A 15490-nucleotide genomic window follows, 5' to 3' on the forward strand; every position below is an offset into this window, starting at 1 on the left:
TCATAATGAGAATAATTATCTTTACGATATCGCTAATTAAAAACAACAGATCTGTTTTAATCTCTGCTGCTGTTTTTCGATATGCTTCCGCATTTTACGAGCCAAGGCTGGCTTGAATTTTATTTCTGGAAAGGGATGTCATGCGTGATTTGTTTCGACAGGAAGCCACGGATCATCAGCGGGCGAAATGGGCGGGTAAGGCTTTATTGATAAACGGCTTGCCTGCCTGGTGCTTTGGTCTTTTATCGTTTTTATTTATTCTTGTTTTCCTCTCTTTTCTTATATTCAGTCATTATACACGCCGCATTAATGTTTATGGTGAAATCACCACCTTCCCCCGCTCAGTCAACGTGTTTGCGCCCCAACAGGGTTTTATCTCGGAACGCTTCGTCGAAGTGGGGGATGTGGTTAAAAAAGGCCAGCGTCTTTATCAGATTGATGTCAGCCGAGTGACGGATAACGGGAAAGTGAGCGCCAATACGCGCCTGGCGCTTGAAAACCAGTTAAAACATGTCGACAGCATCATTCTAAAGTTGCAAGACAACAAGCGTATGACGCTGGAAAATCTACGCGCGCAAAAAAAACAGTATGAATTGGCGCATATGCAGTCCAAACAGCTGTTGGATAATGCACGAGAGGGGGTGGCATTTGCTCAGGACAACATGCGTTCCTATAAGGAATATCAGCAACGCGGTCTGATTACCAAAGATCAGCTTAGCGGGCAAACCTATTCATTTTATCAACAACAAAGTCTGTTCCAAAACCTGCATAGTCAACACATTCAGGAGTCGTTGCAAATTACGAATTTGGAAAGTGATATCGTTACGCGCGCGGCAGATTTCGATAACCAAATTTCGCAGTACCAGTTTCAGCGCAATGATTTGCAACGGCAGTTAGCGGAAGCCGATGCCAGCGGCGCATTGATCGTGAACGCCCCAAGCGATGGCCGCATTGAGTCTCTCAGCGTTACGCCGGGTCAGATGGTCAATAGCGGTGACAGCTTGGTACAGATTATTCCACGTAATGGCGCGATTTATCAGCTAGTTTTATGGTTGCCGAACACCAGTGTGCCTTATGTTTCAGCGGGGGACGGCATTAACATTCGCTATGACGCTTTCCCTTATGAGAAGTTCGGTCAGTTTCCCGGCAGAATAGAAAGCATCGCTTATGTACCGGCCTCCATTCAAGAAATGTCAACTTACAGCAGTTCTCCCGTGCATCAACCCAGCGCGCAAACGGCATCTTTTTACAAGGTAACCGTTTCCCTGGATAAAACGCATATCAGTTACCAGGGCAAAGCGTTGCAGCTCACTAACGGCATGCGGGCTCAATCCACGCTGTTTCTGGAAGAAAGGCCTCTATATCAATGGATGTTCTCACCTTTCTACGATATGAAAAACAGCCTGATGGGGCCAATCAATGACTGAATCTTATTTAGACGCGCTAAAGGGCAAACTCAATTTGTCGCTGCGCCGCAAAGTGCCGCAGATCCTGCAAACTGAAGCCTCGGAATGCGGGCTGGCCAGTTTAGCGATGGTATGCCATTACCATGGTTTGCAAATCGATCTGTTTAATCTGCGCAGCCGCTACGGCTTTTCTTCACGCGGGGCGACGCTCTCCGCGTTGATTGACATCGCGAGCGCACTCAAGCTGCAATCCAGAGCGTTATCGCTGAATATCGATGAGCTTAAAGCGTTGAAAATGCCCTGTATTCTGCATTGGGACATGAAGCATTTCGTGGTGCTTGTCAGTGTCAGCCGAGGGCGGGCGGTGATCCATGATCCTGCCTTTGGCCGTAAAGTGCTGGAGTTGCATGAACTGTCGCGGCATTTTACCGGCGTAGCGCTTGAGCTATGGCCAGACAGTGAATTTCAGCCGATCAAACAGCAAAGCAGATTGCGCTTTCGTAAGCTGATGAGCAATGTGCGCGGCCTTAAGGGAGCCTTGCTAAAGATCTTCTGTCTGTCGATCGTGATTGAAGCGGTTAATCTGCTGTTGCCCGTTGGTACGCAGTTGGTCATGGACCATGTGATTTTGGCCGGCGATCATGATCTTTTAGCGCTGATATGCATAGGATTGCTGTTCTTTATTTTATTCCGCACCGGCGTATCCATGTTGCGCTCGTGGATCTCTATAGTCATGGGTGCGTTGATAGACGTGCAATGGAAGGCGGGAGTGTTTGATCATCTGATGAAATTGCCGCTTTCCTTCTTTGAGAAGCGCAAGTTGGGTGATATTCAATCCCGTTTTGGTTCATTGGATACGATAAGAGCGACTTTCACTACCAGCATCGTCAGCAGCATTATTGATGGCATCATGTCTGTCGGGGTATTTGTCATGATGCTGCTCTATGGCGGCTGGTTAGTTTGGGTGGTGCTCGGCTTTACGGCGATATACGTCATTCTCAGGCTGTCGACTTATCAACATTATCGGCAGCTGTCGGAAGAGCAGTTGGTGAAGGGCGCGCGGGCCGGGTCTCATTTCATGGAGACGTTATATAGCATCAGTACGTTAAAGGCGTTGGGATTATCTGAAACCCGTTCACAGTATTGGCTGAATCTAAACGTAGAAACGATCAATGCGGGTATCAAGCTGACCAAGTTAAACATGATGTTTGGCGGTTTGGGGGCGTTTATTGCCACCTGCGATCAGGTGATCATCCTTTGGCTCGGCGCGACATTGGTCATAGACAATCAAATGACGATCGGCATGTTTATCGCGTTTAACGCCTACCGTGGGCAGTTCTCGGAGCGTGCCAGCAGCCTGATTGACATGATGCTTCAGCTGCGAATGTTAAGCTTGCACAATGAAAGGGTGGCGGACATTGTGCTTTCGTCACCGGAACCGCAAATGCCCGCGCGTCAGCTCTTCACAAAAGGCAACGCCGCAGAGCTTCAGGTGCGGAATCTGCGCTACCAGTATGATCGTTTGGCGAAACCCATTATCACGGATTTGAATCTCAGCATTGCTGCGGGAGAAAGCGTGGCGATTGTCGGCCCCTCCGGCGTGGGTAAAACCACATTGATGAAGTTAATGTGTGGGTTGCTGTCGCCGGATGAAGGGGCCGTGCTGGTCGATGGTATGGATATCAGCAACATTGGCGTTAATAATTATCGCCAATGTATCGCTTGCGTGCTGCAGGATGACAAGCTGCTGGCGGGATCTATCGCTGAAAATATTTCAGGATTTGACGCCGAAATGGATCTGAAACGTATTGAGGCGTGCGCACGGCGTTGCAATATGCATGATGATATTCAAAACATGCCGATGGGCTACGAAACATTGATCGGCGAATTGGGGGGAAGCCTTTCTGGCGGACAGAAACAGCGTTTATTGATAGCCCGTGCGCTCTATCGCCGCCCAAGCATTCTGTTTATGGACGAAGCGACCAGCCACCTGGATCTCGACAATGAAACACATATTAACCGCGCTATTTCACAACTGAACATTACCCGCGTGATTATTGCGCACCGTCCATCGACGATTGCCTCTGCGGATAGAGTCATTCAACTCGGGTAACGTCAGCTTCGCTTCACCTGGCTTCTTCATCTCGACAATTTCGCTAAGCCAACCGCGTTGCTCACCCTGTGGTGGGCCCATGACAAAAAGGGTTATCATAACGATAACCCTGGCATGAAATGACGCTTTAGGCGCTGAAGCCAATGTTAACCGGGGAGGTCAGCCGTGTGGCTTGCAGGGCCACGATCAGTTCGAATCGGTATTGTTGTTGTTCCCCCACATGGTACCGCCGCCGTTGCTCCCGCCCCAGGGAATGCCTGATGGGCCAACAGAGCCGGGGGCACGATCGCCGGTGACATAGTTACCGACAGCACCACCGACAATGGTGCCGACAACGCCGCCCGCCACGCCACCGATAGAGCCGATGCCACCGCCGATCGCTGCGCCGACAGTTTCCGCGGAAACCGTCAATGTACCGCTGCGATCTCCTGCACCGGAAATGATTGAACATTCTTCAGAGGTAAGATTGCGCATATTTGCTCCTTAATCATTAAATTTTCAAATAAGCCACGTTTATCATGCCGAGCGTTGCCCGCGATCGCTATTGAGCAATTTATGCGTGCCGATAACGGCAACGGCGATAAGGGCGTATTTCAAGAAGCGATTGAGGGTGAAATAATCCGCAATCGTGCCAGCAACAAGCCCAATTAAAATGGCGAATAATACAATAAGTGACTTTTTCATATGATGAACACGAATCTTCCTGTATTAGTTACTGTCGGCAGGATTGTTCGTCGATGTTTGTTTATTGCCACCCAACATGGATTCCACCATTTTGCCAGCGGTATAGGCGGCACCACCGATAACGGCACCGGCAACAGCGCCTGGGCCGGCACCGACACCGCCAGCCATGGCGCCGGTCATCGCTCCACCAACAGCGCCGGCAGCGACGGCCCCGCCCAGTTCCGCATAGCTGAAATCCCCAGCGGCTGCGATAAAGTTCACTTCATTAATCGTAAGTTCTCTCATAACGACTTCCTTATATTATTGGTTTTTGGTTTTTGCAGTTTTCCGATACCAGAAAAATGCCACTAGCAAGGTTGAAAAGATAAAGGATTGAATGATTGTGCTGGTAAACCTCCTGTCTTCGGAAAAAAATAACGAATAAAAAATATCCATGAATGTGTAGTAAAAGCAGAACAAAAAAATCCAACTGCTGGGTAATTTCATCAGTGCCTCGTGAGGTTTGATTGGCCAGGGGTATCTTCTCGCGTTATTCCAATGATGTGGACAACGCGCGCAGCATCCGCGTCAGCGCTTGAAGAAGTTGAGCGTTGTTTAAAATGCTGTAATGCGTTTCTGCACAATAATTGAGTTGAACGTCATGAGAGGATTGCTTCTCCCAGCGTTGTGCAAGATTGGGGTGTTTACGCTGACGTTGCTGGCTGAGCCAAAGCGTCAGCGGTATCGCTATCTGTGGCAGAGGGCCGGCGTTATTCGTCAGATCAAAGGATTTTTTCAGCGCCCAACAAAAGGCTTCGGCATGTTCCAGCGTGATCTTCTCCGCAAGCACGCTCTGATTCAGCGCATAGTGCATTTTTATCTCGTTGGCGAAACTGTCTATCGCATTCGTTTCTTGATGCCGACACAAATGGCGCGCAATACCGAGAGAGTCGAACAGGCTGAGGTAACTTTGCGCCACGCTGAAACCTCGATTCACTGAAGGTTGCTGGGCGGGCAAACCGCTGTCGACAAGCACCGCATGCGCAAAGGGCGCGCCTTGTTCCGTAGCCTGCGCCGCCATATGGACAGCTAATTGGCCGCCCAATGACCAGCCGGCGATAACGGCAGTGTCGCGTTTGGCACGCGGTATGGCCGCCAAATGGGAGGCGGCCAATCGCTGCAGGGTGAGTGTGTCGTCTGCGCCTGGCGCGGCCAACCCCGGGCTGGCGATGGTGATGATGTTGGCGCAGGCGGAAAGTTGTTTTGTCCACTTTGCATATTGATGCACCTGGCCACCGGCACCATGCACCAAATACAAGGTGGGCAGAGAGGGGCGATCGGCTGCGCCGGACAACATCGATAACGGCAGGGGCGCGTTATCGCGCAGACGCTCGGCAAGTTTATCGAGCTGTGAGTAGCCAAGGATTTCCGCCAGGGTTAATTCCACATTAAGGGCACGTTTGATGTTACCCAAAAACGTGATGCCGGAAAGCGAGCTGCCGCCATTGCTGAAGAAGCTGGCATAGGGGTCGATCTTGTCTGGAGCACAGCCTAACGTATCCGCCAACAACTCACGTAGCAGCATGAGTTCCGCGGACGCGGCGGGAACAACATCGCTGGCCTGACTCCGTTCGGTGCCTGGCGATAGCAAGGTGCGATCCAATTTGCCGTTGCGTGAAAGCGGGAAACGTTCAATAAGATGATAGTGGGATGGCGCCATATACGCGGGCAATGCGGCCGTAACCTGCTCGCGTATTCTTTGCTCCGCCTGGACGCTGGCTTTCCCCGCCTCGGTCAATGTGAAATAGGCTTCCAGATACGGTGTGCCGTTCCGGGTTTCATCGCGACAGACGACGCACGCTTCAGCGACCAGTTCGCTGCTTTTGAGCGCGAATTCGACGTCACCCAATTCGACGCGAAAACCCTGCAGTTTCACCTGTTGGTCTTCGCGGCCGAGAAATTCGATGTAACCGCTGCGATGCCAACGGCCACGATCGCCGGTGCGGTACACGCGTTCTCCGGTGGTTGGGAGAAGAACAAAGCTGCCGGCGGTGGTTTGCCTATCGCGCCAATACTCGCGGGCAACGCCACCGCCACCGATATAAATGTCGCCGGTAACGCCGAAACCGCACGGCTCGAGTTTTTCATTCAACACCCACATGCTTTGATTCGGCAATGCGGTTCCATAGGGGATGGCGTTTCTGTAGTGCGTATCTCGTGTAAGCGGATGATAAATTGACCATATTGCCCCTTCGGTGGCACCGCCAAGGCTGGTGATGGTGGCGTTGGGGCAAAGCCGATGTGCTTCGGCGATCAGCCGCGGAGAGATACGATCGCCGCTCAGCCAGATATGCCGCAGTTGAGGCAGCGACAGGATGTTTTCTTGTGCGCAGTATTGCACCAGCATTTGCAAGATGGCGGGAACCGAGTTCCAGATGCTGATTTTCCGCTGGCGTATCGCATGTAGCCATGCTGACGGCTCTTTAGCGTCGTGCGGCGATAACACGGTTACCGATGCGCCGGCTAGCCAACTGCCGAACAGGTCATAGACCGATAAATCGAAGGCCAGGTCGGCGAGCGCCAATACGTTGTCACGATGTGAAACGTTAAACAGTTGATTCATGGTCAGCAAGGTATTGGTGACGGCGCCGTGTTCCATCGCCACGCCTTTTGGCGTGCCTGTCGTCCCCGATGTATAAATGACATAGGCGAGTGCTTCCGCTTCGCCTGGTGGGAAGGTTGCTGCGCCTGTGACAGGGGGAGAAAACAGCGCCTCCAGATCCTGAACGCGGGTTGTCTGCGGATAGCGGGCGCGATGGTGAACCCGATTGCTCACAACCCAGGCGCAACCCGATATTCGCATAATGGCCGCTACGCGGGCATCCGGTAATCCTTCGGCCAACGGCAAGTAGGCGCGTCCGGCGAGGATCACGCCGAGCGCCGCAATAGCTTGATGAGCGCCGCGTGGAAGATCGATGGCGATGAGCGCGCCTGGGGCGGTATGGGCGTTCAGCCAATGCGCCACGAGGCCGGCGTGCCGCAATAGCCGATCGTAATGCCACACCTGATCTCCCTCGAACAACGCCGGGCGATCCCCATGCTGGTGGGCAGCGCGTAACAGCCGATCGGAAAGAGGTTGCCGCAAGCAGGCCGGCATCGCCTGCCCGACGGAGAGCTGCCGCAATTGCCGGTTATCGGCCATTGGCGCCAGCGAATAGTGGTCGACGGCCCGCGAAGGATCGCAGGCAATTTGCTGCAACAGCAATGCGTAAGCTTGCGCCAATCCGTTAATACGCTCCGGCGTAAACAGCTTGGCGTTGTATTGCCACTCCAACTGAATGCCTTCTGCGCCGGAAATTACTTCCAGAACCAGATCAAACTTGGGCGGCGCATAACCTCTTGGCAGGGTGTTAACCTGCGCACCGCCAAGATTTAGCTCGTTGCTTTTGCGATGTTGGCAGACGAACATGATTTGAAAAATGGGGTGGAACTTGCCGCGCGTGGGCTTGAGTTGTTCAACCAGGTAAGAGAAGGGCAATCCCTGATGTTTGAAAGCGCGCGCAAATTTATTGGCGTTCTTTTGCAGCAGCGCGGTGAAACTGTCGTCGCCAGTGATGATAAATTGGTGAGCGATCGTGTTGACGAAGCTGCCAACGGCGTCGTTTAACGTCGGCTCATTCCTGTTGGCGATCGGGCTACCGATGACCACGCGATCCGTCGCCGATTCTCTGGCAATCAGTAACGCGAAGGCGGAGTGCAACAGCGTAAACAGCGTCGTACCGTTATGTTTGGCTAACTGGGCCAGGGCCGGCTCCAGTTCGTTCGTCAGCGATGTTCTGACGATATTCTGTGTTTTGCCTGCCGCGGTGATGGCGATATCGTATTCAAGCGCGTGTTTTTCCGGCGCACCATCCAGTTCATCGCGCCAAAACGCCATGCTGTCATCGACATTGGCGACGGCGAGGAAAGGGTCTTCAAGATAGCGGAAAAACGCCTGGCCGTTGTCATAATGCCAATGCTCTTCGTACGCTTGATAGTCACGGCTCAGTTCATCCACCAGCAAATTGGCCGTCCAGCCGTCGACCACGCAATGGTGGAAGGTCAAGAATAGATAGTGGTGCTGCGCGCTCTTTCTCAAGATCCGGCAGCGCAGGGGATACTCAGCCGCGAGGTCAAACGGAATCGTACACTGGGCGTTAAGCGCCGCCAGCATATTTTCTTGCTGCTCTTCACTGTTCAGCCTGCTGATGTCCTCGAGGCTGTGTTCGAAAATGGTTTCATCAGGATGCACGATGTCAACGGTGATGGCTTCACCGTCTAGCCGGTAGCGGCCGCAAAGCGCACCGTGCCGCTTGAGCAGTTTTTTCAACGCGGCGAGCAAACGCTCGGGTTCAAAGGGCCCCAGGATCTCTTTAGCGATCGGAATGTTATACAGCGGGCTGTTCTTGGTGAAGTTTTCATACAGCCACAGGTATTGCCCCGCGTAGTGATTGACGGTGTAACAAGGCTTCTCGCCGGTGTGCCGCTCTGAATTGTCCGGCGTACAGACAGATAAAAATGCGGTAATGTCTTCCTGCACCGCACTGAGTGCGGCGGCGTCAACATGCTCGATGGTTTGGCGTCGAGGCGACAGTTCGCCGAATTTTGCTCCCTGTTTCGCCATTTCCATCAGATTGATCAAGCCGATGACGCTCATCAGTGCGCTCCTTCCATGTTGACGTCGATAGTTTTCGCTGTTCGACCGCTTTTATTCGGGCGTTTGTCGCTGTGGGCGGAAATCAAATTCAGCCAATGCGCTAAGCTACACAACTGCACTCCCGGGTTTCTCCGCTGCGCCATTGTGAAGGCGGCGCGATGGTCGATATTCTCGCCATCATCGAAACCGAAGATCCTCAGTACGCAGCCGTTCAATCGCTCATTGGCCGTATCGAACCGAATGTGCGGGAAATAACCCAGCCGCGCAGAGAGGGCTATCAACTCTGTAACACCGGCGTCGACGGCTTGGCGGCGCGCATCGACTTTATGCAGCAACAGTAGCCGCTCATGCCGGAAATCGCGTAGCAGGCCTTGCGTGAGTCTGGCTCCGCCGGCCGTATCATGCATAAAGATCATGTGGTTAACTCGACCGGGCAGGGTGTGCAGCAGGGCCGAAAGTGCATCAAGCCAACTGGCATATTGAGTGGCTTCGTTCGGTACGTTGAATATGGCCGCGTTCAGCGACCATTCAGCAGGCAACGGCAGCGCCTGCGGTGACAGAATGTCCACACCGCGTTTGTCGGCGAGGGCGGCCAATAAAAGCCGTTCATCTGTGCCTTCGGGAGATTGAATAAACAGCCTGCTGCTGGTCGGCGCCTCGGTTGATAGACAGCGGCCGATAGCGCAACGGATGTCCAGATGCTGCGGATCCAGACCATAGCGTGCATGGGCCAACTGCGTCAGGTGTCGGCAGAAATCGGCAAGTCTTGGATGTTCAAGAATGTCGCTCAGGTTCAGATCCAACCGACAGTGGGCGTTAAGCACGTTAATGATTTTTATGGCCTGCAGGGACTCGCCGCCGAGCGTGAAGAAGTCGCCATCGTCACTGCCCAGCGTCGCCAGCCAAACTTCATGCACTAGGGTGTTGAATGTCGTCGAACGCAACTCCCGTGTGGGTTCAGGCATCCGGGATTGTCTCTCCAGGGTGCGATAATCAATCTTGCCGTTAGCCAGTTTGACCAGCGGCGTTGGATGATGCACGAAGCGCTGAGGAATATGGGCATTGGGCAATTCGCCGTACAGTGTGCGGCGCATTGCCTCACTGAGCGGCTGCCGGCTGTGATAATGCGCGTACAGTTCCGTTCCCGCGTCGCCGCTTTTGGCCAGTACGGCAATCTCGACAATGGAGGGCAAGCGGGCCAGACAGCTTTCTATCTCACCCATATTGACGCGCTGCCCGGCGATTTTCGCTTCACGAATTTTGCGGCCAAGGAACACCAACTGCCCATCTTGGCGCTGGCAGGCGATATCGCCGGTACGAAAGGCGGGCATGAGATGGCCGTTGGCCTCAAGGGTGACGAACTTTTCCGCGCTCAGCGTTGGCTGTTGCCAATATCCCAGGCCGACGGTCGCTCCGGCTATCAGTAATTCGCCGCTGCAGCCGAGCGGCAACGGCCTGAGATCCTCGCCGACGATCGCCGTATATATACCATCCAGCGGTGTGCCTATCGTCACGGCGGCGCCATCGTTTTTGATTTCTGCGGCCGTCGCCACCACGGTTGTTTCGGTTGGGCCGTAGGAGTTGAATAACTTCCTGCCTTTGGGATAGTGCGCGAACCAGCGTTCTTTGGCTCGCGGTGAAAGGCTTTCGCCGCCGATGATAACGGTAGTGACGGCCGGCGGTAGCGTCTGTTCACCGCCGGAGGCGAACAGCATTTCATTAAAGTAGGCGGTCGGCAGATCCAACAGGCTGATTTGATGATCGTCGCAGAATGTGAAGAAAGCGGCAAAGCTGTGCTTGACGGTCTCGGGGGCGATACACAGGTGGGCGCCGGCCCCCAGCGTCATGAAAATTTCTTCGATGCAGGCATCGAAATGCAAGGGCGCAAATTGCAACACGCGTTCGTGCGGTTGAATGCCATAGCATTTTATCGCCGCATCGACAAAAACGTTGAGAGCATGTCGGGCGCCTATCACGCCTTTAGGCATTCCCGTCGAACCGGAGGTAAACATGATATAGCTGGTTCCGACCGGGAACGCCGGCGCTTCAGTCGATGTTTGCCGGCGAAACACGGTGAAGTGTGCGAAATCCGTCGGCATATTGAGTGTCGATGCGCGCCAATGCGCCAATGCGCCAGGCTCGGAATGAACGGAGGGACGCGTGCGATCGGTAATCAGGATAGCGTCGCTAAACTGTTCAAGCAGTTGACGGTAAGCCGCTCCATCCCCTTTGGCATTCAGGTTGACGAAGGGCATTTTCAATTGCAACGCAGCAAGCATGCAGATGATGGCCTCCGGCCCTTGCGGCAAGTCGAGCAACAGTACGGTATGTGCGGCGCGAACGGGAGCCAGGACATCGGCCAGCGCACGCCACTGCTGCTGCAAAACGGCATAAGACAGCGTTCTGAGCGATGACGAAGCGTGTTCAGGCGTGAGGATCGCCGTGCGTTGCGGCGCTTGAACGGCGGCACGATCGATACGCTGCATGATATCGACCACGGTGTCGTTGGCTGTTTTACCCAGCAGCGAGAGCGGGAAACGTTGTCGCAATGCCGCGACGGAAAGATTTTCCGGATCGTCGTACAGCAAGGTGCACAAGGTCTGTATCCCCTGGCTGTGCCGCACCAGACTGGCCGCATCGTAAAGCCCTGAGTCGGCATCGATCTCCAGCCGCAGCGTTTGGTTATCGAGATCGGGACGCATGTTGAAGACCAGATCCTGCGCGCCTCCTGAGCGTAAGTTACGGATTTCACTACGCTGAGCGGGAGAGAATGAGGCTGCCGCTTCAAAGGGAATGATATTGACCACGATGTTGAACAACGGCGAGCGGCTGGCGACGCTCCTCAGACTTTTTATCTCTTCGTAACGAAACGCTTGATGTTTCTTGAGTTGCTTGAGCGCGTGTTCAATGGTTTGCGCCAACTGTCGGCATGAGGCGGTGTCTTCAATATCGAGAGTCAAAGGAACAACGTTGGTCTTGCAGGTTAGCGCCTGCCTCGACAGGGCGTCTGTTCGCGCCATCATAGGAACGCCGATCGTTTGCTGCTTCTCGCCGGTACATAAGTACAAATACGCCATCACCGCTACAAAAGTGCGCGCCAGCCAAGAAGGATGTTCGGTTTGCAGCGCAAGGCGCTCGACAGGATAGGGCAACGACGTCACATGGCGGATGGTCTGTCCCGAGGGAATATTGGCGCAGGCTAATGTCATCGGGTCTGGCAGTGAGGCGCTGGCCGCTTGCCAAAAATGTCGGTCTGCTTGATAGGCGGCTGACTGTTTATACTCAGATTCAGCCCTGAGCAAGGCATCGATCGCCGGTACGTCTTGCGGTTGTTGTGTCTGGTCTCGGTAGGCCTGCGCCACTTGATGGATCAGCAAATAAGTGCCGTAACCATCAAGCAGCAGATGGTGGCTGCAGAAATACCACAGAAAGCGTTTCTCACCCAGCCTGATGATTTTTTGTCTGAATAACGGCGCCGCGTTCAGCGAGAAGGGGCGCTTAGCATCCGCTTCCATTAATTCGATAGCGGTGGCCATATCGTTGCCGCTCTGCGAAAGATCTACCCATTCCACTGAGATATTGGCGGTGACGGGATATTGATAAGGCGTGCCGTTATCCTCATCAAACAGAACGTGCAGCGTAGGGGTTTGGCTGACGACACGATGAATAGCACGTTTCATTCTTGCGATATCGAGAGTGTGATTTATTTCGACATATTCCGCGATATTATAGCTCGATTTGTCATCGCCGATCTTGGTGCCATAGTAAAATCCTGCCTGTGAATCCAGTAATTGATGTTTGCTCATTGCCTCATCCCTGACAATTATTTTTCTTTATTTTTTACAGTCATCAGTCTGCCCGTTCGGCGGGAGCGCCACACAACCGTGCGGCGTTCTACGATGGGGTGAACTCTTTTAAGGTGTTCCAAACATAAATGCGCGCTGCCTGGCTTGCAGCAAAAATCTAAAATACACAGCGTGCCGCCCTCATCCCATTCTGAGTTATGGAGAAGAAACTGCGGATCGTTAATAAATCGACTCAGCGTCTCATCTCTCAGGTAGGCCCAGGTTATATACCCTATCGGGTTATCCAAATGGTCGAATAATATTTTAAATTGGTTTTGATTAATCGCTTCCTGAGTCCATAGCTGCAACGTTTTTATATGGTACAAACTGTAATTTTTATTCATCAACATACAGTTAACGGCGAAGCCCAGGCTCTCGTATTGACTGAACCTACTTTTACCCTGCTGGTTTTCTTTGATAAAACTCACGAAATATCCTCAGCGTTATTATTGTAATACGTTGATCGCCTGGCGCTCGAAACGGTCGAGATAGGTTTGCAATTGTTCAGTGATCTCGCTGACTTCGCCGCGCCAGCCGGCAATTTCTTGAAAAATCACTTCACGGCGCATGAACGTGCGGGAACCCAACCTTCTGGTGACGGTCTGCTTCATCGCCAGTTGTAATCCGGCGGAGGTTTGAGCTGCTGATGTTTCCTGAAGGTATTGCGCGTATAACCGACGGAACGCCAGAGAAAATCTCTCCTCCGCGGTCGTACCCTGTTGTTCGGCGGGAACCCTTACGGGCGCGTCGATGAGCCGGTGCAACAGGGCAATCGCCGGATGAGCATTCCCCAGGCCAAGACCTTGTCGACGGGTAAAGACGCCGGGAGCCAAATCGAACATTTTTTGCAAGCGTTCGCCTAAGGCGAACCACTCGGCGGTGAGAGGCAGGCGTTGTAAAAATGCAGGGTCAAAACCCGCCATACCGAGATTATCCAGCAGGCAGGCTCGTTTATAGGCTATGTTGAAGGCCGCACCGATGCCTTGGTGCGCTGCCGCGAGAAATGCCGGGCCGAATTGATGCTTGGCTAAATAAAAAGCGAGATCTTGCAAGCCTCTCAGCAACAAAGGGGCGTCTTCATTGAGCTTGTTGTGTTGAATGTAGCTGCGTCCGGGATCGCGACGTTCTGCGGGAAAAACACTGCGAACACCATGAAAGTCCAGCAGCCTGCCGGCCATATCGCAATTGGAGGGTGAGGTCATCATCACCAAATGCCGGGTGCGGCAGTACGCGATCTGCGTCGCGAGACGCCGGGCAAGCTCGCAGAGCCCGTAGAATGCTTGTTCTTCCTGGGGCAATGCCAACCAGCTTGCGGCGTCAAACTCCGGGGGACGAGGCAGAAAAGCCGGTGCGGCGACAATCAGCTTTTCGACCCGCTGAATATCCGAAGGCTGCCTTTGCATCGCATCATGAGGATGATAGTAGGGTGCGCGGCAAAAATGTGCAGGGCGCACGACGGGCTCACGCACCAGCAACGCCTTGCGGTTATGGGGACTTCTCGCCGATTCAGGAGAGATGGCGGCTAAGGGGCTATCGGTCAACAAGATCGCCTTATTGGGCACGGCACCGTAAGGCAGCAGTTTGGCCATGACGTTCCCCCATAATGCCTCCAATACTGCGCCGGTCATCGTCAACTCGCCATCGACATGCTTTGCCCCTTGACCGACTAACGCATTAGCCCCAATACCTTTAACCTGCCAACGCCCATCAAAGCCACAGCGTGCTCCGCCGCCGTTGCGCGAAATAGCGCCGCCGCCATAACGTTCGGCGAAAAAGACTTTTTCATCGTTTAAGCGCGGCGTGCCGTCATCAAAAATAGCATGGCGATTATTTTCTTCGATGAGATAGCTGGTCTCTTTTTTCAGTTCGTCTTGTTCGGCAGGGCTTAATGCATTGTGCCAGAGTAATTGAGAACCTGTCTTTTTTGCGACGAAAGGGATCAAGCTTTCGTGAAGCATGGCGAGCTTTGTCATTTTTTAATCGTTATTTTTATTGGTGCAGAGTAAGTTAAATCCCGGCCTTATTGCACAAGGAATAATAAGACTGTTTTTTAATTTGATGAATCCGGTGTTGAAAGTGAAGACGAAGGTGAAGGGCGGCCACCGCCACTGCCATTCCAGGTTGGGCCCATAGGAACCTGTGGAATAGCAACGTTAACCGGCATGTGTGGTGCGGCTTGAATAGCTATTTCCGTCCCGACCCCCACGGCTAAGGATACGGGGGTGGGTAATTTCGCTATTGTGCTCAGGCTACCGACAATGAGCGAAGTCGGATTATAAGAGTCGTTGCCGTCAGATCCGTTAATACATGACAATTCAACTTCCGTTAAGGCTCTCATTTAAACTCCTTCTTGCGAGAGGTGATAGATAAAACAAGCGAAAAAATAATCGCCATCGGCAAACCATAACTGGCCGTGGTTTTAAGGGCGGCCGTATCCAAAAGGATCGCCTGGCGCTGCAGGCAGTAGTCTAAAAATACGGCAAGGGGAAATATCAAGAACAGCATAACGATGTGGTACGTGCGCACGCCTTTTTTCTTCGCGTTTTTATAGATCGCACTGATAATGAGGATGAAAATGACAATAAGAACTATTTCCGTTATAAGGTACAATTTGATTAGCTCCATTAATCAAAATTTACATCAAGTTACATTGGGTAACCTGATAAGTCAACAGGGTATTTTATGATTCCTCTTTATTTATCATGGTATTGAATTAATTAATCATAAAATGATTACTTTTTGTGACTATGTGTCGATGATGAAAAAT

The 15490-nt window shown here is 52.7% G+C and carries 11 protein-coding genes; 2 read left to right on the forward strand and 9 right to left on the reverse strand.

Annotated elements, in window-relative coordinates; genetic code table 11:
* The first annotated feature begins 140 nt into the window (after nt 1-140).
* Together ACP39K_RS00345 and ACP39K_RS00350 are read left to right on the forward strand one after the other, a co-directional pair.
* Nucleotides 141-1427 (forward strand): HlyD family secretion protein, encoded by a 1287-nt coding sequence (locus ACP39K_RS00345; RefSeq protein WP_016927851.1) that lies wholly within the window; start codon nt 141-143, stop codon nt 1425-1427.
* Complete coding sequence (locus ACP39K_RS00350) at nt 1420-3519, forward strand: peptidase domain-containing ABC transporter (protein ID WP_089184572.1); 2100 nt, start codon at nt 1420-1422, stop codon at nt 3517-3519. The genes ACP39K_RS00345 and ACP39K_RS00350 overlap by 8 nt, the downstream gene beginning before the upstream one ends.
* A 186-nt stretch (nt 3520-3705) precedes the next feature.
* Here ACP39K_RS00350 and ACP39K_RS00355 read toward each other — a convergent pair whose 3' ends face one another.
* From ACP39K_RS00355 to ACP39K_RS00395, 9 genes are all read right to left on the reverse strand, one after another.
* Nucleotides 3706-3993 (reverse strand): hypothetical protein, encoded by a 288-nt coding sequence (locus ACP39K_RS00355; protein ID WP_025302730.1) that lies wholly within the window; start codon nt 3991-3993, stop codon nt 3706-3708.
* Between the two features lie 42 nt (nt 3994-4035).
* A complete protein-coding gene (locus ACP39K_RS00360) occupies nt 4036-4203 on the reverse strand; it encodes a hypothetical protein (RefSeq protein WP_016927849.1) in 168 nt (55 codons plus the stop codon).
* A 24-nt stretch (nt 4204-4227) separates the two neighbouring features.
* A complete protein-coding gene (locus ACP39K_RS00365) occupies nt 4228-4488 on the reverse strand; it encodes a hypothetical protein (protein ID WP_016927848.1) in 261 nt (86 codons plus the stop codon).
* 244 nt (nt 4489-4732) lie between these two features.
* On the reverse strand, nt 4733-8878 hold the full coding sequence (locus ACP39K_RS00370; RefSeq protein WP_497008208.1) for a non-ribosomal peptide synthetase: 4146 nt from the start codon (nt 8876-8878) through the stop codon (nt 4733-4735).
* Nucleotides 8878-12684, reverse strand: a complete 3807-nt coding sequence (locus tag ACP39K_RS00375; protein ID WP_089184574.1) for an AMP-binding protein — start codon at nt 12682-12684, stop codon at nt 8878-8880. Before ACP39K_RS00375 ends, ACP39K_RS00370 begins: the two co-directional genes overlap by 1 nt.
* Nucleotides 12685-12701: 17 nt before the next feature.
* Nucleotides 12702-13151: a toxin-activating lysine-acyltransferase gene (locus ACP39K_RS00380; RefSeq protein ID WP_025302733.1), complete on the reverse strand. Its 450-nt coding sequence runs from the start codon at nt 13149-13151 to the stop codon at nt 12702-12704.
* Nucleotides 13152-13169: 18 nt separating this feature from the next.
* A complete protein-coding gene (locus ACP39K_RS00385; protein WP_050072187.1) occupies nt 13170-14696 on the reverse strand; it encodes a hypothetical protein in 1527 nt (508 codons plus the stop codon).
* 77 nt (nt 14697-14773) lie between these two features.
* Nucleotides 14774-15061, reverse strand: a complete 288-nt coding sequence (locus ACP39K_RS00390; RefSeq protein WP_125460888.1) for an E492 group microcin — start codon at nt 15059-15061, stop codon at nt 14774-14776.
* Entirely contained in the window at nt 15058-15333 is a 276-nt protein-coding gene (locus ACP39K_RS00395) for a hypothetical protein (RefSeq protein ID WP_126186697.1), read from the reverse strand. The genes ACP39K_RS00390 and ACP39K_RS00395 overlap by 4 nt, the downstream gene beginning before the upstream one ends.
* Nucleotides 15334-15490: the final 157 nt, after the last annotated feature.

It is taken from the genome of Serratia sp. EC4 (assembly GCF_059652115.1).

Coding starts and splice junctions, on each gene's coding strand:
- ACP39K_RS00345 (WP_016927851.1), top strand. CDS start 141: ATGCGTGATTTGTTTCGACAGGAAGCCACGGATCATCAGCGGGCGAAA.
- ACP39K_RS00350 (WP_089184572.1), top strand. CDS start 1,420: ATGACTGAATCTTATTTAGACGCGCTAAAGGGCAAACTCAATTTGTCG.
- ACP39K_RS00355 (WP_025302730.1), bottom strand. CDS start 3,993: ATGCGCAATCTTACCTCTGAAGAATGTTCAATCATTTCCGGTGCAGGA.
- ACP39K_RS00360 (WP_016927849.1), bottom strand. CDS start 4,203: ATGAAAAAGTCACTTATTGTATTATTCGCCATTTTAATTGGGCTTGTT.
- ACP39K_RS00365 (WP_016927848.1), bottom strand. CDS start 4,488: ATGAGAGAACTTACGATTAATGAAGTGAACTTTATCGCAGCCGCTGGG.
- ACP39K_RS00370 (WP_497008208.1), bottom strand. CDS start 8,878: ATGAGCGTCATCGGCTTGATCAATCTGATGGAAATGGCGAAACAGGGA.
- ACP39K_RS00375 (WP_089184574.1), bottom strand. CDS start 12,684: ATGAGCAAACATCAATTACTGGATTCACAGGCAGGATTTTACTATGGC.
- ACP39K_RS00385 (WP_050072187.1), bottom strand. CDS start 14,696: ATGACAAAGCTCGCCATGCTTCACGAAAGCTTGATCCCTTTCGTCGCA.
- ACP39K_RS00390 (WP_125460888.1), bottom strand. CDS start 15,061: ATGAGAGCCTTAACGGAAGTTGAATTGTCATGTATTAACGGATCTGAC.